20 protein-coding genes are annotated in these 19,303 nt (G+C 65.6%); 13 read left to right on the forward strand and 7 right to left on the reverse strand.

Annotated elements, in window-relative coordinates; translation table 11 throughout:
* Positions 1-2: 2 nt before the first annotated feature.
* From pgeF to lgt, 4 genes are read right to left on the reverse strand one after another with little or no spacing between them, the layout of a single operon-like run.
* Positions 3-770 (reverse strand): peptidoglycan editing factor PgeF, encoded by a 768-nt coding sequence (gene pgeF, locus J2X38_RS05030; protein ID WP_310251885.1) that lies wholly within the window; start codon positions 768-770, stop codon positions 3-5.
* Positions 767-1,285: a GNAT family N-acetyltransferase gene (locus J2X38_RS05035; protein WP_310251887.1), complete on the reverse strand. Its 519-nt coding sequence runs from the start codon at positions 1,283-1,285 to the stop codon at positions 767-769. The genes pgeF and J2X38_RS05035 overlap by 4 nt, the downstream gene beginning before the upstream one ends.
* Positions 1,282-2,349 (reverse strand): class I SAM-dependent methyltransferase, encoded by a 1,068-nt coding sequence (locus J2X38_RS05040; protein WP_405053430.1) that lies wholly within the window; start codon positions 2,347-2,349, stop codon positions 1,282-1,284. The genes J2X38_RS05035 and J2X38_RS05040 overlap by 4 nt, the downstream gene beginning before the upstream one ends.
* Positions 2,342-3,217 (reverse strand): prolipoprotein diacylglyceryl transferase, encoded by an 876-nt coding sequence (lgt, locus tag J2X38_RS05045; protein WP_310251890.1) that lies wholly within the window; start codon positions 3,215-3,217, stop codon positions 2,342-2,344. The genes J2X38_RS05040 and lgt overlap by 8 nt, the downstream gene beginning before the upstream one ends.
* 77 nt (positions 3,218-3,294) lie before the next feature.
* On the opposite strand from lgt, the gene J2X38_RS05050 reads away from it, so the two are divergent.
* From J2X38_RS05050 to J2X38_RS05070, 5 genes are read left to right on the forward strand one after another with little or no spacing between them, the layout of a single operon-like run.
* Positions 3,295-5,001 (forward strand): class I adenylate-forming enzyme family protein, encoded by a 1,707-nt coding sequence (locus J2X38_RS05050; RefSeq protein WP_310251892.1) that lies wholly within the window; start codon positions 3,295-3,297, stop codon positions 4,999-5,001.
* 30 nt (positions 5,002-5,031) lie between these two features.
* The gene (locus J2X38_RS05055) at positions 5,032-5,880 is read left to right on the forward strand and encodes a cytochrome b/b6 domain-containing protein (RefSeq protein WP_310251894.1); all 849 of its coding nucleotides are present in this window, start codon (positions 5,032-5,034) and stop codon (positions 5,878-5,880) included.
* Complete coding sequence (locus tag J2X38_RS05060; protein ID WP_310251896.1) at positions 5,877-6,656, forward strand: molybdopterin-dependent oxidoreductase; 780 nt, start codon at positions 5,877-5,879, stop codon at positions 6,654-6,656. The genes J2X38_RS05055 and J2X38_RS05060 overlap by 4 nt, the downstream gene beginning before the upstream one ends.
* Positions 6,657-6,698: 42 nt before the next feature.
* Complete coding sequence (locus tag J2X38_RS05065) at positions 6,699-7,946, forward strand: cyclopropane-fatty-acyl-phospholipid synthase family protein (protein WP_310251898.1); 1,248 nt, start codon at positions 6,699-6,701, stop codon at positions 7,944-7,946.
* A gap of 59 nt (positions 7,947-8,005) precedes the next feature.
* A complete protein-coding gene (locus tag J2X38_RS05070; protein WP_310251900.1) occupies positions 8,006-8,632 on the forward strand; it encodes a hypothetical protein in 627 nt (208 codons plus the stop codon).
* A 6-nt stretch (positions 8,633-8,638) separates the two neighbouring features.
* Here the strand turns inward: J2X38_RS05070 and J2X38_RS05075 are convergent, their stop codons facing one another.
* Positions 8,639-9,076 (reverse strand): DUF1801 domain-containing protein, encoded by a 438-nt coding sequence (locus J2X38_RS05075; RefSeq protein ID WP_310251902.1) that lies wholly within the window; start codon positions 9,074-9,076, stop codon positions 8,639-8,641.
* 48 nt (positions 9,077-9,124) lie between these two features.
* Positions 9,125-10,084 (reverse strand): WYL domain-containing protein, encoded by a 960-nt coding sequence (locus J2X38_RS05080; protein WP_310251904.1) that lies wholly within the window; start codon positions 10,082-10,084, stop codon positions 9,125-9,127.
* A gap of 133 nt (positions 10,085-10,217) precedes the next feature.
* Between J2X38_RS05080 and J2X38_RS05085 the strand changes: the two genes are divergently transcribed.
* The 7 genes from J2X38_RS05085 (at position 10,218) to J2X38_RS05115 (ending at position 16,672) form a co-directional block, all read left to right on the forward strand.
* On the forward strand, positions 10,218-10,718 hold the full coding sequence (locus J2X38_RS05085; RefSeq protein ID WP_310251906.1) for a hypothetical protein: 501 nt from the start codon (positions 10,218-10,220) through the stop codon (positions 10,716-10,718).
* A gap of 77 nt (positions 10,719-10,795) precedes the next feature.
* Positions 10,796-12,013, forward strand: a complete 1,218-nt coding sequence (locus tag J2X38_RS05090; protein ID WP_058536710.1) for an argininosuccinate synthase — start codon at positions 10,796-10,798, stop codon at positions 12,011-12,013.
* Between the two features lie 42 nt (positions 12,014-12,055).
* Positions 12,056-12,526 (forward strand): hypothetical protein, encoded by a 471-nt coding sequence (locus J2X38_RS05095; RefSeq protein WP_310251908.1) that lies wholly within the window; start codon positions 12,056-12,058, stop codon positions 12,524-12,526.
* A gap of 57 nt (positions 12,527-12,583) precedes the next feature.
* Entirely contained in the window at positions 12,584-13,360 is a 777-nt protein-coding gene (locus J2X38_RS05100) for a hypothetical protein (protein WP_310251910.1), read from the forward strand.
* 41 nt (positions 13,361-13,401) lie between these two features.
* Entirely contained in the window at positions 13,402-14,412 is a 1,011-nt protein-coding gene (locus tag J2X38_RS05105; protein ID WP_058536707.1) for a low specificity L-threonine aldolase, read from the forward strand.
* Positions 14,413-14,462: 50 nt separating this feature from the next.
* Positions 14,463-15,371, forward strand: a complete 909-nt coding sequence (locus tag J2X38_RS05110) for a DMT family transporter (RefSeq protein ID WP_310252705.1) — start codon at positions 14,463-14,465, stop codon at positions 15,369-15,371.
* 35 nt (positions 15,372-15,406) lie between these two features.
* Positions 15,407-16,672 carry a serine aminopeptidase domain-containing protein gene (locus J2X38_RS05115; protein WP_310251912.1) on the forward strand — a complete coding sequence of 422 codons (1,266 nt, stop codon included), beginning with the start codon at positions 15,407-15,409 and terminating at the stop codon, positions 16,670-16,672.
* Here J2X38_RS05115 and murA read toward each other — a convergent pair.
* Positions 16,659-17,945 (reverse strand): UDP-N-acetylglucosamine 1-carboxyvinyltransferase, encoded by a 1,287-nt coding sequence (murA, locus tag J2X38_RS05120; RefSeq protein WP_310251914.1) that lies wholly within the window; start codon positions 17,943-17,945, stop codon positions 16,659-16,661. The genes J2X38_RS05115 and murA overlap by 14 nt on opposite strands.
* Before the next feature lie 284 nt (positions 17,946-18,229).
* On the opposite strand from murA, the gene J2X38_RS05125 reads away from it, so the two are divergent.
* Complete coding sequence (locus J2X38_RS05125) at positions 18,230-19,291, forward strand: DUF3011 domain-containing protein (protein WP_310251916.1); 1,062 nt, start codon at positions 18,230-18,232, stop codon at positions 19,289-19,291.
* Positions 19,292-19,303: the final 12 nt, after the last annotated feature.

Below are 19,303 nucleotides of genomic sequence, written 5' to 3' on the forward strand. Positions count from 1 at the left end.
CCTTATCCTCCCGCCAGTCCGATCACCGACAATTGGCGGCCATAGGAGTTCTCTCCCTTATGGCACGCGCGGCGATAGCTGAAATAATCTTGCCCTTCGGCATAGGTGTCCTGTCCGCCGATGGCAATTCGCGTCACGCCCGCCGCGGCGAGCCGCGCCGCAACATAGGCGGCGATGTCGAACATCGCATGGCCGGGCTTACCTGCGGCGAAGAAACGTTCGTTCGCCGGATCGTCGGCGACGAAGCGCTGCACGAAATTCTCGTCGACCTCATAGGAGGCGCGCGCGATGCAGGGGCCGATCGCGACCGCGATATTGGCGCGGCTGGCGCCGAGGCTCTCCATTGCGCCCAGCGTCGCGTCGGTGACCCCTGCGATCGCGCCCTTCCAGCCCGCATGTGCCGCGCCGACAACCCCGGCCTCGCGGTCGGCGAACAGCACCGGAACGCAGTCGGCGGTCAATATGCCGAGCAATATGCCGGGTGCGCGCGTCGCGAGCGCGTCGGCCTCGGGCCGCGCGGCGAGGTCAGTGTCGCCATCGACGATAACGCAGCGATTGCCGTGAACCTGGTACAGCCCGGTCAACGCCGCGCCCGGAAGCACCGCGTCGGCCACGCGCCGCCGGTTCTCGGCGATCAACGCCGGATCGTCACCCGAACCGAGGCCGCAGTTGAGCGAGGCGAGTTCGCCCGTCGAGACGCCGCCACGGCGGCCGAAAAAGCCGTGAGCGACGCCCGCCAGCGTTGCCGCGCTCGCAAAGGGCGCGCTCACAGGTCGAGCCGGAAGATGCGGTCCTCGTCGATATGGTTGCCGACGCGAAAGGCGTTGCGGCCGACATCGACAAAACCATAGCGGCGGTAAAAGGCCTGCGCGCGGGGATTCTCGGTGAAGACCGAAAGATAGAGGATCGACGCGCGTTCGCGCGCCCATGCGATGCCCCAGTCGGTCAGCGCCACCGCGATACCTTTGCCCTTCGCGGCCTCCCCGACATAAAGCTGGTGGAGCTCGGTCGCGTCTTCGAGCGGCTGGCCTTCGGGCAGATCGAAATCGATCGGGCCCATCTTGATGAAGCCGGTGATCGCACCGGCGTCGTCGTGGGCGAGGGCGATCGCCCAGGCGGGGTCGGCGATTTGTGCGCGGAGGCGCTCGGGCGGATTCCAGCTGGCGAGGAAGGCCGCGAGGTCGGCCGGGTCATAGATATGCCCGAAAGTGTGGGTGAAGGATGTGCTCGCGAACAGGGTCAGTTCGCCGACATCTTCGTCGCGCGCGAGGGTGATGGTCGTCATGCTGCTGCCTTTGCCCCGAAACCTTCGGGTCGCGGCCAGCCGGGGGCGGAGGCAGCCATGACCTTGAACAATTCGCCCATCGCTTGCGGCTCGACAAGCCGGTCGCGTTGGCCCGCGAGTTCGCCGGCGCGGTCGGGCGCCGCGTTCGTCAACGCCTTCAGCCGCGCGTCGATGCCGAGCGCCTGAAGCCATGCGCCCTGGCCGACCGGGCCGGCGATGGCGACGCCGGCGCGCCTGGCTGCATCGGAAAGCGCGGTGAAGTCGACATGCGTCGTAAGGTCGACCTCGCCCGGATCGGCGAAAGGATCGGTGAATTGATGCGCCTTGACCGCCTGCAGCGTGTCGCCCGCGGCGGGCCCCTGGTAGCCATAGTCGATCACCAGCATCGCGCCGCCCTGCCGCGCGAGGCGGAAAGCGCAACGCTGCATGATCGCGGCCGACACGGGCGCGGTCTCGACGATGCTTCCCACGCGGCCGGTGCGCAGCATCGCGGGAACGCTGTCGTCGGCAGGAACATTGCCCGGCACCGCGGCCAGCTTTCCGTCGGTGCGTTCGACCATCCGCTCGCGCCAGCCGTCGATGGTGCGGATATATTGATGCACCGGCAGGGCGTCGAAAAATTCATTGGCGACGATGATCGCGGCGCCGTCGTCCGGCAGGTCGTCGATATCGTCGTGATGGATCGCGGCCGGCAGGCGTGCCGATTGCGCCGCGCGGAGCATCGGGCTTGTCTCGACCAGATGCACGCCCTGCGGTGTGCAACCGAAGCGCGCCATCGCGCGCAGCGCATCGGCGGCGAGCGTGCCGCGGCCCGGGCCGAGCTCGATATAACGAAACGCCGGGCTGCCCGCGCGCGACCAGAGGTCGGCGATCCAGACGCCGATCATCTCGCCGAACATCTGGCTGATTTCGGGCGCCGTCGTAAAATCGCCCGCGGCGCCGAGTGGATCGCGCGTCGCGTAATAATGGCCGTTCGCTGCCGCCATATAGTCGGCGATCGTCGTCGGCCGCGCCGCCGCGATTTCGCCGATCAGCTGCTCGGGGTTCGGCGGTCTGTCACGCAACGCTGTCGAGTCCGGCGACCGGTTCGATCCGCTGGCGGCGGCCCTTCGCGGTGGCGACGAGCCACACACCGATCAGCAGCATCGGCACGGTCAGCGTCTGCCCCATCGTCAGCCCCCACGACAGCGTGCCGAGCTGGACGTCGGGCTCGCGCACGAACTCGACCGCAAAACGGCTGAGGCCATAGATGATCGCCGCCATGCCGAACAGAAATCCGGGCTTGTAGCGTGCATCGGTGCGCCAGAAGAAGAAGGCGAGGACTGCCATCATCAGCAGGCCTTCGAGCCCGGCCTCGTAAAGCTGGCTCGGGTGGCGCGGGTCCATCGTGCCGCTGTCAGGGAAGATGATCGCCCAGGGGACGGTGGTCGCGCGGCCCCACAGCTCGCCATTCACGAAATTGGCGAGGCGGCCGAAGAAGAGCCCGAAGGGAACGACGCACGCGACATAGTCGCAGAAGCGCAGAAAGCTGAGCTTTTCCTTGCCCGTCACATACCAGATCGCGATCAGCACGCCGATCACGCCGCCATGGAGCGACATGCCGCCATCCCAGAGCTTGAAGATTTCGAGAGGCTTCTCGAGATAATTGCCGAGGTTGTAGAAGAGCACATAGCCGAGCCGGCCGCCGAGGATGATCCCGAGCATCGCATAGAAGATCATGTCGTCGGCGTGGCGCCGCGCCATCGGGGCGCCGGGCTGCGCGATCAGCCTGAGCAGATACCAGTAACCGACGAAAATCCCGGCGAGATAGGCGAGCGCGTACCAGCGGATCGGCAGGCCGAAGACGCTGAACGCGATCTCGGAGTTCTCACCCATGAGATCGTGAAAGTTCACATATTGCGTTGCTTCGGCTAAGGTTGCAAAAAGAAACATATCGTCGCGCTGTCCTTCCCCAGGAGAGGCCTCCCCATAAGGGGTTAGGCGAGCGAGACCAAGAGGAGAGATAGAAGATGCCATCTGCGCTCGATTTGCGCCTGGAAGCCGCCTATAATCTGATCACCGGTCCGGGCGGACCGATCCAGCTCGGGTCCGTCGAACGTTTCGGCCACCAGCTTCCCTTCATCTCCAACGCGCCGACCAACCTTGCCGATTATGTGGCGTTTTTTGCCGCGCAGCATGGCGATGCGACCTTCCTCGTCGAAGGCGATGAGCGGCTGTCGTTCAAGCAGGTCTATATGGCGGCGCGCCAGGTCGCGGCGGGGCTGGTCGAAGGTCATGGCGTCCAGCGCGGCGACCGCGTCGGGCTTGCGATGCGTAACGCTAATGCGTGGTGCGTCGCCTATATCGGCATTTTGATGGCGGGCGGCTGCGCTACCTTGCTCAACGGCTGGTGGCAGGGCGGCGAACTCGCGGCGGGCATTCTCGACAGCGAGGCGAAGTTGGTCATCGCCGACGTCCAGCGCGCGGCGCGGCTCGAGGGTGTCGAGCATGGCGCGAAGATCGTCACGCTCGACCTGACCCAGCCGATCGATCTCGCGGTCGCGCCGATCACCGGCGCGGGCGGCAGCGCCGCCACCGTGCTGCCGACGCTGACCGGGCAGGATCTCGCGACCATCCTCTTCACCTCGGGCTCGACCGGCCAGTCGAAGGGCGCCTATTCGCGCCACGAGGCGGTGTGCCAGGCGATCTTCAACTATGTCACGCAGACCGCGAGCATCGTTCACCTCTTGACCGAAGACGGCCAGATGTCGGACATCCAGCCCGCGACGCTGATTTGCACGCCGTTGTTCCACGTCACCGCCGAAATCCCCGTCTTCCTGCAAAGCTTCGCTCTCGGCCGCAAACTGGTGCTGATGCCCAAGTGGAACGCCGACGAGGCGATGCGGCTGATCCAGGACGAGCAATGCAATTATTTCGTCGGCGTCCCGCTGATGAGCTATGAAATTCTCGTCAGCCCGAACCGCAAGAATTACGACCTCTCGACGTGCAAAAGCTACGCCGGCGGCGGCGCGCCGCGCCCGCCCGAACATGTGCGGCGCCTTGCGTCGGAGATGGGCGAGGCGAAGCCTTTGCTCGGTTACGGTCTCACCGAAACCAACGCGGTCGGCTGCGGCATCATCAACGAAAATTATGTTGCGAAACCGATGTCGACCGGCCCGGCGTCGAAGCCGCTCGTCGACCTTGCGATCCTCGACGACAATGGCGAGCCGGTTGCCCAAGGCGGCGTCGGCGAAGTCTGCATCCGCTCTGTGTGCAATTTCGAGGGCTATTGGAACAATGAAGCCGCAACGAAGGCGGCCTTCTTCGACAATGGCTATTTCCGCTCGGGCGACCTCGGTTATCTCGACGAGGACGGCTATCTGTTCATCGTCGATCGCAAGAAGGACATCATCATCCGCGGCGGCGAGAATATCAGCTGTCAGGAAGTCGAGGCGGCGATCTACGAGCATGCCGAGGTCAACGAATGCGCCGTCTTCGGCCTGCCCGACGAGCGATTGGGCGAGTGCGTCGGCGCGGTCGTGTGGACGAAGCCGGGCAGCAGCGTGACCGCCGACGATCTGGTTTCCTTCCTCACCGCGCGGCTCGCGCCGTACAAGGTGCCGTGCCAGATCTGGATGTCGAACGATGCGCTGCCCAAGCTTGGCAGCGAAAAGATCGACAAGGTCAGCTTGCGGAGCCAGTATCGCGAGGAATATGCCGCGAAGGCCGTCGCGTAACCGGAAGCAGAAAAGGAGCGAACCGGGATCATGGCCGAGGCTGAAACTCCCGTCGCTCGCACCCAGCCGGCGCCGCTGCGCGTCTATCGCCACCGGTTGCCCGCGCGTATCTGGCATTGGGTGAATGCCGTCACCTTGCTCATCCTCCTGATGAGCGGGCTGATGATCTTCAATGCGCATCCGCGGCTCTATTGGGGCGAATATGGTGCGAATTTCGACCGCGCCTGGCTGGTGATCGGTTCGACACCCGACAGCGGCTATTTGCGCATCGGCGATTATCGGGTCGAGACAACGGGCGTGCTTGGCCGCTGGACCGATGCGGAAGGCGTCCAAAAGACATGGGCTTTTCCGGGCTGGGCGACGATTCCGACCAGCTACAGCCTGGCCGACGGGCGGCGTTGGCATCTGCTGTTCGCGTGGGTGCTGTCAATCGGGCTGACGCTCTACATGGTCTGGACGCTGCTGGGCGGGCATTTGCGCAAGGATCTGCACATACGCCGCGCCGAATGGTCGCCTCGCCATATCTGGCACGATGTGAAAGAGCATGCGCGGCTGCGCTTTCCACGCGGCGAGGCGGCGGCGCGCTACGGCATCCTTCAGAAGTTCAGTTACATCGGGGTGATCTTTGTCCTGCTGCCGCTGATGATCGCGACCGGCCTCACCATGTCGCCGGGGATGAACGCCGCGTGGCCGTGGCTCCTCGATGTTTTCGGCGGGCGGCAGTCGGCGCGCTCGATCCACTTCATCGCCGCCTGGGCGCTCGTCGCCTTCTTCCTCGTCCATATCGCGATGGTGCTGCTGGCGGGACCGATCAACGAGGTCCGCTCGATGGTCATCGGCTGGTTCCGCCTGCCGCCCGAGAGGGGGGAGCGCGCATGAGCGAGATCGTCCTGCCGCGGCGTCAACTCATTGCGCGCGCCGGCGGACTGGTTGCCGCAGCGGGTGCGTTGCCGTTGCTATCGGGATGCGACGCGATCAACGACGCCCCCGCGGTACGCAAGATCCTGTCGATGGGCGAGGAGATGAACCGTGCGAGCCAGCGCGCGCTGATCGATCGCAATGCGCTCGCGCGCGAGTTCGGCAAAAGCGACCTGTCGCCCTATTTCCGCCCCAACGGTACGCGCCTGCCCGCGGGCGCTGCCTATGCCGCGCACGCGTCGAGCGGCTTTGCCGATTGGCGCGTCAAGGTGACGGGGCTCGTTGCGCGACCGCTGTCGCTGTCGATGGTCGACATCCGCACGATGCCGCAGCGTACGCAGATCACGCGCCATGACTGCGTCGAGGGGTGGAGCGCGATCGGGCAATGGACCGGCCCGCAGCTGAGCGATATCCTCGCCGCGGCGGGGGTGCGCGACAGCGCGCGCTATATCGTCTTCCGCTGCGCCGATCGGCTCGGCGATGCGCTCTATTATGAAAGCTGCGACATGGTCGACGCGCTGCATCCGCAGACGATCATGGCGTGGGCGCTTAACGATAAACTGCTCCCAATCGCCAATGGCGCGCCGCTGCGCCTGCGGATCGAGCGCCAGCTCGGCTACAAGCACGCCAAATATGTGAACGCGATCGAGGCGGTCGCCAGCCTCGATCAGATCGGCGCGGGCAAGGGCGGCTATTGGGAAGACCGGATCGATTATGAATGGTATGCCGGGATCTGACGGCAACCATTTGACGCGATGGAGGTTTTTGGCGTTGCAGACATGTCGATCCTAGCTCCGTTTCTTTCCCGCGTGGTGCGTCAGGGGCGGCTGACCGTCATTGCACCCGATGGCGCCGAGGAGCGTTTCGGCACGCCGACACCGGGATTTCCCGAGCTCGTCCTTCGCTTCAAGACCCGCGCCGGGATGCGCCGGATCATCCTCGATCCCCGGCTTGGCGCCGCCGAATCCTTCATGGACGGCGACATGCAGATCGAGGGCGGCGACATCATGGACCTGATCGGCCTGATCCGCATGAACACGCCATGGGATCGCGGCGCCGCGCTCAAGGACAAGACCTGGCTGGGCCAGCGCGCCGACTGGGTGAAAACGCGGATCGGGTCGATCAACCGCCAGCGCCGGTCGCGCGCCAACGTCAGGCATCACTATGACATCGGCAACGACCTCTATCGCCTCTTCCTCGACGACGACATGCAATATAGCTGCGCCTACTGGCCGCGCCCGGACATGACGCTGGAGGAAGCGCAGGTCGCAAAGAAGACGCATATCGCCGCCAAGCTCGCGCTCAAACCGGGGCAACGCGTGCTCGACATCGGTTGCGGCTGGGGCGGGATGGCGATTACGCTGGCGAAGCTCGAGCAGGTCGAAGTGCTCGGGATCACGCTATCGGAGGAGCAGTTCGCTCTCGCGCGCCAGCGCGCCGAAGCGGCGGGGGTCGCCGACCGCGTCAAATTCGAACTGGTTGACTATCGCGACCTCGCCGCGCGCGAGCCGGGCCGTTTCGACCGCATCGTCTCGGTCGGCATGTTCGAGCATGTCGGCGCGCCCAATTTCGAAACCTTCTTTCGCGCCGCTGCCAACCTCATGACCGCCGACGGGGTGATGCTGCTCCACACGATCGGCCGCTTCGGCAGACCGGGGGCGACCGACGCCTTCACGCGCAAATATATCTTCCCCGGCGGCTATATCCCCGCGCTGAGCGAGACGCTCGCGGCGAGCGAGAAGAGCCGGCTGATCGCCACCGATATCGAGACGCTGCGGCTGCATTACGCGCTGACCTTGCGCCAATGGTATGCGCGAACGCTCGCACACGAGGCCGAGATCGTCGCCATGATGGGCGAGCGTTTCTTTCGTATGTGGACCTTCTATCTCGCGGGCGCGACGTCGGCTTTCGAAAGCGGCGGGATGGGGAATTATCAGATCCAGTTCGCGCGCAGCCGCCACGCGCTGCCGCTGACGCGCGATTATATCGCGGCGACCGAGGAGGATTTTGGCGCACGCCGGGTGTGACATCAAACACAGTCGCCGCCGTCATAATTCCCCATGGGACCGGCCCGAAGGAGGGCGGAATGGCTGACAAAGACATGGGCGCCGGGCGTGACCGGATTGGGGTTCACCGGATCGGGAATTGCTGGGCGCTGCGCCGCGAAGGTCTGAAAGGCTTGTGGGTCGACGCGGAAGTCGCAGCGGGCGACTCGCCGGTGCTGGTCCTGACCGGTTCGCGGCGCGGGCGCGCCGAAATTCCGCTCACCGATATTCGTCGAATCCGCGCGAGTCTCGACGAAGGCAAATTCCGCTGGCTCGATTCCTTTCGCTGCCTGATCTGGTGCGACGACGGGCGAAAGTTCGTGCTGGTCCCGAAATCCCTCGGGAACGTCAGCTATCGCGATCTCATCCTCGAAATCGCGCGAGGGATGAAGCGCGTCGGGCGGTTCGACCGGGTCGAGCGCGGGCAGCAAGTTTGGGAAGCCGCCTTATATTCGGTGTTCATGGTCGCGATGGCCCTGCTGATCGCCTACGCCGGCTACGACTCGCTGAAGATTTACGGCTCGACGAGGACGAGCGATATCGTCTTTGCCTGCATCACCGGGGGCTTTAGCCTATTGCTGCTTGTCGGCAGCGTCGCGATATGGGGAGACAAGAAGCGGCCTCGCCCAGTTCGCAGCTTCAAGGATTTGCGGGGCGTGCTGCCCTGATCGCCGTCAATCCGGATATCTTTCGTTCATCACGTCCCAGCTCAGCACGACGAGCTTTTCGAGAACCGCCAGGTCCACGTCGGCGAGCTTGTTGATGTAGAGGCACGATTTGCCGTTCTTATATTTGCCCAGCTTGGCGAGCAGCGCGTCGGCTTCGGGCTGGCGGTCGCCGTAATGGCCCATCAGATAGAGCGTCATCGCGGCCTTGCGCGGGCTGAACCCGGCACGGCACATCGTCCCCGAACGGCCGCTGTCGTATAGATAGTCGTAGCTGCCATAGCCGATGATCGACGGCCCCCACATTTTCGGATCGAGCCCGGTGACGCGGCGGTGCATCGCGTCGATCGCCTCGGCTTCCTCGCGGCGGCGCGCGTCGGGGACGTCGGCGATGAAATCGGCGACGGCAACCTCGGTGGCTTTGGTCTTGATCTCGGTTTTTCCCATGGCCTGTCTCCCTGCCGCGAGGATAGCGTTTCGGGAGGGCGAAGCCAATCAGCCGTGCCTTGCGGCGATCGCGCAGGCGAGCGCAGCGATACGGCGGCGGAAGCTGAAGGGCGAGATCACTTCGACCTCGGCGCCGAGTGCGAGCATGTCGCGTGCGCCATGGTCGCTGTCCTCGACCCGCATCGTCATTTCGCGCCAGCCATCGATGGCGGGTACGCCTGCCCGCGCGACCGCTTCGGCGCCGCGCGGCGACTGCGCGGCGAGCCGTTTGCAGCCATCGGGCGAGGCACGGACGGTCGCGGTCGCCCCGAACAGTTCGGCCTCGAACCGCACCTGTTCGGCCTGCCACCAGCTTGCGAGATGGAAATCGGCAGGGCGCTCGAAGGACGTATCGCCGACTGTTAGCTCGTCGATATTCGCGATCCGGAAGATGCGGATCTTTCCGCCCCCGCGCGCTGCGAGATACCAGATGCCGGCTTTCAGCACGAGGCCGAGCGGCTCGACCGTCCAGTCGCGCACGTCCTGCCAGCTTTCGTAGCGCATCGTCAGCGCCTGCTGATCGAGTACCGCGCGCGCGATCGCGGGAAGGTGCGGCAAGGCTTCGCCGCTGCGATACCAGTCGACCGCGTCGAGGTGGAAGCGCGCCGCCATCCGGTCGGCGAGCGCGCCGCCGCCGCCGGGGAGCGCGACGAGCAATTTGTTGCGCGCGGCGTTTGCTGCGGCACCGATCCCCAGCTCCGCCGCCGGGCCGGGAAGGCCGATCATCGCCATCGCCTCGGCCTCACCGGCCGATAGCCCGGTGAGGCGCGTGCGATAGCCGCCCAGCAGTTCGAAGCCGCCGCCGGGTCCGCGGTCGCCATAGACGGGCACCCCCGCCGCGGAGAGCGCGTCGATATCGCGGTAGATCGTGCGTTCGGACACTTCGAACTCGGCCGCGAGATCGGCCGCGGTCAGCCGTCCGCGCAATTGCAGCAGCATCAGGATCGAGAGGAGGCGGCTCGCGCGCATTTTTTCGCTGTAGCAGAAAATAGCTGACAGAAAATGTCAGGATGGAGCGCGTAGGGCAAATGCGTCACGAAGGGAGCAAGTCATGACCCACATCGAACGACGCACCATCATCGCCCTTTCCGCAGGAGCCCTTATGTCCAGTCTCACCCCCATTGCCGTCGCCGCCGCGATCAATCCCGCCCCCGTCGGCAAGCCCGGCGATTTCGATTTTCTCACCGGCGAATGGCGTATCCACAACAAATTCCGCGAAGGCGAAAAGTGGATCGAATTCCCCGCCGAAGCCACCGTCGTCGGCATCCTCGGCGGGATCGCCAGCGTCGAGGAACTGCGCATCCCGGCGCGCGGTTTTTCAGGCATGGGCCTCCGCCTGCTCGACGTCGAAAAGAAAATCTGGTCCGACCATTTCGTCAACGCCAAGTCGGGCGTCGTCGCGGTGCCGGGCGAGCTCGGCGTATTCGAGGACGGCGTCGGAACCTTCCTGTCCGAAAGCGAGGGCGAAAAGGGGGCCGAACTTTATCGCGGCGTGTGGGACCGGATCACGGCGAAAAGCTGCCGCTGGTTCCAGGGCACCTCGCGCGACGGCGGCAAGACGTGGGACGACAACTGGTTCATGGACTGGACGCGCGTCGCCTGAGGAGGGCCAAGCCGGTTGCACCTTTGGCGGCGGACTGCTAGCCGCGCCCGCGTCTTTCCCTCGCCAAAGGTGCCATCATGTCCGAGTCCTTCAAGCGCGTCGTCCTCGCCTATTCGGGCGGCCTCGATACCAGCGTCATCCTGAAGTGGCTGCAGGTCACCTATGGCTGCGAGGTCGTGACCTTCACCGCCGACCTCGGGCAAGGCGAAGAGATCGAGCCCGCGCGCGCCAAGGCCGAACTGATGGGTGTGAAGCCCGAACATATCTATATCGACGATGTGCGCGAAGAATTCGTCCGCGATTTCGTCTTCCCGATGATGCGCGCCAATGCCCGCTACGAAGGCGACTATCTGCTCGGCACCTCGATCGCACGCCCGTTGATTTCAAAGCGTCTCATCGAGATCGCCAAGGAAACCGGCGCCGACGCGGTCGCGCACGGCGCGACGGGCAAGGGCAATGATCAGGTCCGCTTCGAGCTCAGCGCCTATGCGCTCAACCCCGACATCAAGGTGATCGCGCCGTGGCGCGAATGGGACCTGACCAGCCGCACCGCGCTGATCGACTTTGCCGAAAAGAACCAGATCCCCGTGCCGAAGGACAAGCGCGGCGAAAGCCCGTTCAGCACCGACGCGAACCTCCTCCACACCTCGTCGGAGGGCAAGGTGCTCGAGGATCCGTGGGAAGAGACCCCCGACTATGTCTATTCGCGCACGGTGAATCCCGAGGATGCACCCGACACGCCCGAATATATCACTATCGATTTCGAGCGCGGCGACGGCGTCGCGCTGAATGGGCAGGCGATGTCGCCCGCCACTTTGTTGGCGGCATTGAACGACCTCGGCCGCAAACATGGCATTGGCCGCCTCGACCTCGTCGAAAACCGCTTCGTCGGCATGAAATCGCGCGGCATGTACGAGACGCCGGGCGGTGAAATCTATGCTCGTGCCCATCGTGGCATCGAAAGCATCACCCTCGATCGCGGCGCGGCGCACCTCAAGGACGAGCTGATGCCGAAATATGCCGAGCTCATCTACAACGGCTTCTGGTTCGCGCCCGAGCGCGAGATGCTGCAGGCGGCGATCGACCACAGCCAGGCGAATGTCACCGGCACCGTCCGCCTCAAGCTCTACAAGGGCAACGCCAGCGTCGTCGGCCGCAAGTCGCCGCTCAGCCTGTACAGCGAACGCCATGTGACGTTCGAGGACGATGCCGGCGCCTATGATCAGAAGGATGCGGCGGGCTTCATCAAATTGAACGCCTTGCGCTTGAAATTGCTCGCGAAACAGGGTCAATAAGACGGCCGGGCACGGACCCGGCTGCGACAGGAGCCTTGGTCCATGTTCTCGCTTTTGCTGGCCGCCGCCGGCTTGACGCCCGCGTTCAACGACGCCTCTTATGTTGATCTCGGCTATGTGAACCGAACCGCGGGCGAATGTATCGCGCGCTTCGGCACCGGTTCGATCGAGATTCGCCAAGCGTTCAACGAGGCCGATCGCACGATGATCAATGTCGCGGTCGTCACCGGCAAGCCGACGCGCGCGCTGCCTTTGGGCGCGAAGCTGTGGGCGAAGTCGAGCTATGGCCCCGCGTGGCGCGCGGTCGTGATCGAATCCTCGCCGCAGCGGCTTCGTTTCGTGGCGCACAATCGTTTCGTCGGCGATCTGTTCAGCGAAGACTCGCTGACGATCGCACTTCACGAGCGGCTCGATGCGGGCGATGCGGTGCTCGTCGACGCGGGATCGGACACCACCGGTTTCCGCGAAAAGCTCGCCTCGGCATTCGACTGCTCGGACGGCCTCGGCATCTGATTTTGACGCCGATGAACGGCGACGCGGCGCCGGGCAGAAAATCGGTGGCGCCCGCGGGTGATCGTCGGCACATTCGGTAGCATGCGCTTCTTCGACTTCTCATCGTGGCAAAGCATCGGAACGACGCTGCTCGGCCTCGCGCTCGTCACGCTGATCGGCGTCGGCATCCGGCTGATGGTGATGATGACGATCCAGCAGCGCCGCGAACGGATGAACCGCCAGATCAACGAGCGGCTGCGCACGCTGATGGCGGCGTACAAGACGCTCGGCGGGTCGTTTACCGGCGATCTGATGGTCGATCCGCGCCATCTTCGCGATATCAGGCGTCAGGCGGGCGAGACGAAAGTGGAGCCCGCGATCGACCTGTCCGACGAGGCGGCGCCGGAGGATGACGAACCCGGCGAATCGGATCGCCCGCGCCGCATTCGCGACGCCGTCGAGGCCGCGCTCTCCGACATCATTCTGCTCGGCACCGAAGCGCAGGTGCGGCTCGCCAGCCGCGCGGCGCAGGAGCTTGCCGAGGGGCGGCCGGTGCATGTCCACGAACTCGTCGTCGAACTGCGCGATTTCATCCGCAAGGCGCTCGACCTCGATCCGGTTCCGGCTGACGTAATCATCCCTGCGCAGGGCCCGACGCGTCCGTCGGGCAGCGGCGGCAAGAGCGGCGGCCGCGGCAGCGAAGCGCGCGGCGGCGCTGGCGGCGGGCGCGGCGGCGGAGGAGGCGGCGGAATGGGCATGGCGGGCGGCCTCGGTGTCGCCGGCGGCGCGAGCCTCGCGCGCGGATCGACGCCGGGCGAGGCCGCAGACGTATCCGGTGAAGCGCAACAGAAATGAGGGGTTAGCAAGCGGCCCGCACCTGCGCTAAGGGGCGGTCCATGACTGCGACCCGCTTTTTCTCCGACAATGCCGCGACCGTCCATCCCGTGGTGATGGAGGCGATGGCCGCCGCGAACCAGGTCGACACCGCCTATGACGGCGATGCGCTCAGCCAGTCGCTCGACGCGACATTCTCGGAGCTTTTCGAGACGACATGCGAAGTCGTCTGGATCCCGACCGGGACCGCGGCGAACAGCATCATCCTCGCGCATTTCGTGCGGCCTTGGCAGGGCATCCTCTGTTACGAGGAAGCGCATATCGAAGTCGACGAATGCGGCGCGCCGACCTTCTATTCGGGCGGCGCCAAGCTGATGCCGCTCCCCGGACGCGGCGCAAAGATCGATACCGAAGCCCTGAAAACCCGCATCGCCGGCATTCGGCAGGATGTGCATCAGGTACAGCCCGCGGCGGTCAGCATCACCAACGCGACCGAATATGGCCTTGCCTGGCGCGCCGAAGAAATCGGCGCGATCAGTGAGATCGCCAAGGGCGCGGGCATGAAACTCCACATGGACGGCGCACGCTTCGCCAATGCCGTCGCTTTCCTCGGCTGCGCGCCCGCCGATGTGACGTGGCGGGCGGGGGTCGATGCGCTGTCGTTCGGTTTCACCAAGAACGGCGCGATGATGGCCGAGGCGATCGTCTTTTTCGGCGGCAGCGGCGGGGCCGGGGTGCGCGAACTCAAGAAGCGCGGCGGCCATTTGCTCAGCAAGGGGCGGTTCGTCGCGGCACAGATCCGCGCGATGCTCGCGAACGACCTGTGGCTCGCCAACGCGCGCGCCGCCAACGCCGGCGCCGCCAAGCTCGCGGCCGCGTGCGGCGGCCGGCTGATGCATCCGGTCGAGGCGAACGAGCTGTTCGTGCGCCTGACCGCCGAGGAAGCGGCGAAGCTGCGCGGCGCCGGGTTCGATTTCTACGACTGGGGCGAAGGCGCGGCGCGCCTCGTCGTCAGCTGGGATCAGGACGCCGAGGCGGTCGCACCGCTGGCGGCCGCGATCGGCGCATTGTGAGTAGCGAGCAGCCACCCACGCTGCTCAGCCCGCGCGTTTTGTTGCCCTTCATGCTGGTGACGCTGATCTGGGGCTCGACCTGGATTGTCATCACCGGGCAGCTCGGCGTGGTCCCCCCCAGCTGGTCGGTGACCTATCGTTTCGCGGTCGCGGCGATCGCGATGTTCGCCTTTGCCGCGATCCGCCGCGAACCGCTTCTGCTCGCGCCGCGCGCAATGCTCTTTGCGGTTGCGCTCGGCATCGCGCAGTTCGCCTTCAACTTCAACTTCGTCTACCGCGCCGAGCAGCACATTACTTCGGGCCTTGTCGCGGTGCTGTTCGCGCTGCTGATCGTACCCAACACGCTGCTCGGCCGTGCCTTCCTCAAGACCCCGCTCGAAGGGCGCTTCCTTGCGGGAGCGGGGATTGCGATTGTCGGCGTCGGGCTGATGATCCTTCACGAGTATCGCGCCGCCGCGGTCGGCGCGGGCGAGGTGCTGCTCGGCACGATACTGACCCTCGCCGGCGTGATGAGCGCATCGACCGCCAACGTCATGCAGGGAACGCGTATCGCGCGCGCGCAGTCGATGGTGGTGATGATCGCGTGGGCGATGCTCTTCGGCGCACTCGCCGATGGCAGCTATGCATGGATTACCACCGGGCCGCCGGTGATCGAGCCGACCGCGACCTACATCGGCGGCGTCCTCTATCTTGGCGTGATCGCCAGCGCGGTGACTTTCCCGCTCTATTTCAACATCATCCGCGCGGTCGGGCCGGGGCAGGCGGCGTGGTCGAGCGTGCTGATTCCGATCATCGCGATGGGCTTTTCGACCGCGTTCGAGGGCTATCGCTGGGCGACGCTGTCGATCACGGGCGGTGTCGTCGCGCTCATCGGGCTGGTGATTGCCGTCGCGAAGCGGCCCGATCGGCCGTCGGTCAGCGGCAATATGGTTTCGGTCCCGGTCGAGCCCGAGAGCTAGTTGCCATTGGTGTGTTGTTTCAGTAGGACGCTCCCATGAAACATCTCCTCGGCACCCTTTTCCTTCTCGCTACGCTTCCGGCAGCACCCGCCTTTGCGCAGACCGCCTGCACACCCGGCACCTATGCCGCCCCCGACGGCGATTTCGTCGTGCTGGTGAAGTCGCCCGCGGTCGCGGCGCCGGGGCTGCGCTATATGTTCCGCGACGGCCGCCGCGGCGCGACCACCGATGCCGACGTGCCGCTGACATGCGGAACGGGCGAGGTGGCCGTCGGCGACAAGCGCTGGGCACCGATCGCCTTTCGCGAAACCCCCGCGACCTTCGACAGTGTCGGCACGAAGATGACCGGTGTGCTGATTGAACCACCGGGCAACGACGCCAAGCGGCCGCTCGTCGTGATGGTGCACGGATCCGAACGCACCTCGCCGATCGGCGGCGTCTATGGCTATGCGATGGCAGCGCAGGGGATTTCGGTCTTCGTCTACGACAAGCGCGGCACCGGCGGCTCCGAAGGCGAATATACGCAGAATTTCGAACTGCTTGCCGAGGATGCGGCGCACGCGCTGGGGCGGGCGCGCAGCATGACGGCGGGCCGTCACGGTCGCGCGGGCTTCTTTGGCGGCAGCCAGGGCGGCTGGGTCGCGCCGCTCGCCGCGACGCGGACGAAGGCCGATTTCGTCGCGATCGGTTTCGGCCTCGTCGCCTCGCCGATCGAGGAAGACCGCGAGCAGATGGTGTCGGAGGTCCGCGCGGCGGGGCTTGGCCGCGACGCCGAGGCGCTCGTCGGGCGATTGTCGGACGCGACCGGCAAGCTGCTGCTGTCCGGTTTCGCCGAAGGCTACACCGAACTCGACGCGGTGCGCGCCGAGATGGCGGGCCAGCCGTGGGCGGCGAAGATCGCGGGCGAACATAGCGGCGCGATCGCGCGGATGTCCAACGGCGAGCTGCGCCGGGTCGGGCGCGCGCGTTTCGACAATCTCGAACTCATCTGGAATTATGACGCGCTTGCGGTGCTGAAGAAAATCGACGCGCCGCTGCTCTGGGTGCTCGCGGGCGAAGATCGCGAGGCGCCGATCGAAACGACGCGCGGCGCGCTGCTCGGGCTCGCCAAAGCGGGCAAGCCGGTCGACGTCTATCTCTTTCCGCAGACCGACCACGGCATGTGGGAATTCACCACCGAAGCCAGCGGCGAACGCCAGATCACGCGCATCACCGACGGCTATCTGAAACTGCTCGCCGACTGGATCAAACGCGACGTGCGCGGCACCTACGGCCGCGCGGAGCGGCTTACCCCGCGCTGATGCGTTCGATATCGGCGCCGACGGCCTGGAGCTTCTCTTCGAGCCGCTCATAACCCCGGTCGAGGTGATAGACGCGGTTGACCTCGGTCGTGCCCTGCGCGGCGAGGCCGGCGATGATCAGGCTCATCGAGGCGCGCAAGTCGGTCGCCATCACGGGCGCTCCGACCAGCTGATCGACCCCGCGCACCACCGCGCTGCGGCCGCGCACGTCGATGTCGCAGCCCATGCGCGCCAGTTCGGGGACGTGCATGTAGCGGTTCTCGAAGATGGTTTCGGTGAACAGCGAGGCGCCCTTGCCGAGCGTCGCCATCGCCATGAACTGCGCCTGCATGTCGGTCGCGAAACCCGGGTAGGGCGCGGTCGACAGCGTGACGGGTTCGGCGCGGCCCGACATGGCGACGCGGATGCCGCCCTTGGTTTCCTCGACCGTCGCGCCGGCCTGGCGCAGCGCGGCGAGCGTCGCTTCCATCTCGTCGGCCTTCGCGCCGACCAGTTCGACATCTCCCTCGGTGATGACGGCTGCGCAGGCATAGCTGCCCGCCTCGATCCGGTCGGCCATCACGCGATAGGTCGCGCCGTGCAGCCGGTCGACGCCCTCGATCACCAGCGTTTCGGTGCCGATGCCGTCGATATGCGCGCCCATTGCGACGAGGCAGTTGCAGAGGTCGACGATCTCGGGCTCGCGCGCCGCATTTTCGAGGACGCAAGTGCCCTTCGCGAGCACCGCGGCCATCAGCGCATTTTCGGTCGCGCCGACCGAGACGACGGGGAAGGTGAATTTGCCGCCGTGCAGGCGTCCGCGGCCCGGCGCGCTCGCCTTCACATAGCCCGAGGCGAGCTCGATCTCGGCGCCAAAGGCTTCCAATGCTTTCAGGTGGAGGTCGATCGGGCGATTGCCGATCGCGCAGCCGCCGGGCAGCGACACCGTCGCCTCGCCCGCGCGCGCTAGCAGCGGGCCGAGTACGAGGATCGACGCGCGCATCTTGCGCACGATGTCATAGGGCGCGACGGTCGAGGTCAGCGTCGTCGTGCGCGCGGTCATCACGCGGCCGAAATCCTCGGGGCGCGATCCCTCGATCGTCGTCGAGCAGCCGAGCTGGTTGAGCAGGTGCCCGAACCCGTCGACATCGGCGAGCCGCGGCAGGTTGCGCAGCGTCAGCGGCTCGTCGGTGAGCAGCGCGCAAGGCAGCAAAGTGAGCGCCGCATTCTTCGCGCCGGAGATGGGGATTCGGCCCTTGAGTCGCTGGCCGCCGCGAATGACGATTTGATCCATCGGCTGTCTTTAGCGCATGCGCATGCGTGCGCAAGCGGGCTGGGCAGGTGACTGTGGAAGATAACCCCGCCGCCCTTGGCTCCCCAGTTGCGGCGGCGCGATCCGGGGCGAAAGCCAATAGATCCGGCGGAACAAGCGAAGTCGTTACCATGGTTAAGTCGTCCCCGATGACAACGGGCTTTCGCCGTGGCTTTCCGGTCCGAAATATGAAACTATTCAGGTCAATATTTCGTCGAACCAGGGCAAGCGTAAGCGGAAACGACTTTTCACAGGGGAGTAAGGTCATGCGGAATAATGTCGTCACGATCATCACTACGGCCACGTTGATCGCCAGCCAGCTTGCCGTGCCGGCGATGCCGCAAGCGACGACGCTGCCCTATCCGCCGCCGGGCGGCCCCCAGATCCAGCCACCGCGTCCGGTGCCGCCTTATCCGGGCGGGCCGCAAATCCAGCCGCCGCGTCCCGGAAATGGCTATGGGTATCAGGGAACGATCCGCTGCGAGTCGCGAAACAACAACATGCAGCGCTGCAATGTGCGCACCGGCAATCGCGTCGACCTGCAACGGGTACTTGGCGGACGCTGCTCGAAGGGGCGCGATTGGGGCTTCACCGCCAACCAGATCTGGGTGTCGGGCGGCTGCCGCGCCGAATTCGCTTATGGTTATGCCAATGATGGCGGCTATCCGACTCCGCTGCCGCAGCCGGTCGACGATTATGCGGGGACGCTGCGCTGCGAGTCGCGTAGCAATCGCTACGAACAGTGCAACGTTCGGACCAACGACCGGGTCGAGTTGCTGAACAGGTTCGGCGGCAAGTGCAACGCCGGGCGCCAATGGGGTTACACCAGCGATTATATCTGGGTGGACAAGGGCTGCCGCGCCGAGTTCGGCTATGGCTACCGGAACGTCCGTCCGCCCGAAAAGGACAAGGACAAGGGGCCGAGCACCGGACTCATCATCGGCGGCATCGTCGTCGCGGGCGGCCTGATCGCCTTGCTGGCGAGCCAGAAGAAAAAGAAGGCGGCGACCGAGCAGACGACGACGCCCGTGGATACGGCAACTCCGACCTATCCGGCCGGTCCGCCGGCAACGCTGAGCGCCAACCTCTCCGCGCTGCCGAGCGCTTCGCGGCCGTCGGTGCAGAATTGCATGACCGATGCGGCGCGGCAGATCGGCGTCACGGGCGGCACCCGGCTGTCCTACGACAAGCTGATCTCGCTCGAACAGGGCAATGGCGGCTGGCGCATCCGCGCGACGATGACCGCGACCTATCCCGACGGCGCCAAGCAGATCGAAATGTATTGCCGCGCGACGCCGAGCGACATCATCCAGCTCGACTTCACCTAGACAGGAGGCGCG

This window comes from Sphingopyxis sp. BE235, from assembly GCF_031457175.1.
Classification (GTDB): Bacteria; Pseudomonadota; Alphaproteobacteria; order Sphingomonadales; family Sphingomonadaceae; genus Sphingopyxis.

Bases quoted from the DNA above. Each gene is read 5' to 3' on its own strand.
- J2X38_RS05035 (WP_310251887.1), bottom strand. From the start codon at position 1,285: ATGACGACCATCACCCTCGCGCGCGACGAAGATGTCGGCGAACTGACC.
- lgt (WP_310251890.1), bottom strand. From the start codon at position 3,217: ATGTTTCTTTTTGCAACCTTAGCCGAAGCAACGCAATATGTGAACTTT.
- J2X38_RS05050 (WP_310251892.1), top strand. From the start codon at position 3,295: ATGCCATCTGCGCTCGATTTGCGCCTGGAAGCCGCCTATAATCTGATC.
- J2X38_RS05055 (WP_310251894.1), top strand. From the start codon at position 5,032: ATGGCCGAGGCTGAAACTCCCGTCGCTCGCACCCAGCCGGCGCCGCTG.
- J2X38_RS05060 (WP_310251896.1), top strand. From the start codon at position 5,877: ATGAGCGAGATCGTCCTGCCGCGGCGTCAACTCATTGCGCGCGCCGGC.
- J2X38_RS05065 (WP_310251898.1), top strand. From the start codon at position 6,699: ATGTCGATCCTAGCTCCGTTTCTTTCCCGCGTGGTGCGTCAGGGGCGG.
- J2X38_RS05070 (WP_310251900.1), top strand. From the start codon at position 8,006: ATGGCTGACAAAGACATGGGCGCCGGGCGTGACCGGATTGGGGTTCAC.
- J2X38_RS05075 (WP_310251902.1), bottom strand. From the start codon at position 9,076: ATGGGAAAAACCGAGATCAAGACCAAAGCCACCGAGGTTGCCGTCGCC.
- J2X38_RS05080 (WP_310251904.1), bottom strand. From the start codon at position 10,084: ATGCGCGCGAGCCGCCTCCTCTCGATCCTGATGCTGCTGCAATTGCGC.
- J2X38_RS05085 (WP_310251906.1), top strand. From the start codon at position 10,218: ATGTCCAGTCTCACCCCCATTGCCGTCGCCGCCGCGATCAATCCCGCC.
- J2X38_RS05090 (WP_058536710.1), top strand. From the start codon at position 10,796: ATGTCCGAGTCCTTCAAGCGCGTCGTCCTCGCCTATTCGGGCGGCCTC.
- J2X38_RS05095 (WP_310251908.1), top strand. From the start codon at position 12,056: ATGTTCTCGCTTTTGCTGGCCGCCGCCGGCTTGACGCCCGCGTTCAAC.
- J2X38_RS05105 (WP_058536707.1), top strand. From the start codon at position 13,402: ATGACTGCGACCCGCTTTTTCTCCGACAATGCCGCGACCGTCCATCCC.
- J2X38_RS05110 (WP_310252705.1), top strand. From the start codon at position 14,463: ATGCTGGTGACGCTGATCTGGGGCTCGACCTGGATTGTCATCACCGGG.
- J2X38_RS05115 (WP_310251912.1), top strand. From the start codon at position 15,407: ATGAAACATCTCCTCGGCACCCTTTTCCTTCTCGCTACGCTTCCGGCA.
- murA (WP_310251914.1), bottom strand. From the start codon at position 17,945: ATGGATCAAATCGTCATTCGCGGCGGCCAGCGACTCAAGGGCCGAATC.
- J2X38_RS05125 (WP_310251916.1), top strand. From the start codon at position 18,230: ATGCGGAATAATGTCGTCACGATCATCACTACGGCCACGTTGATCGCC.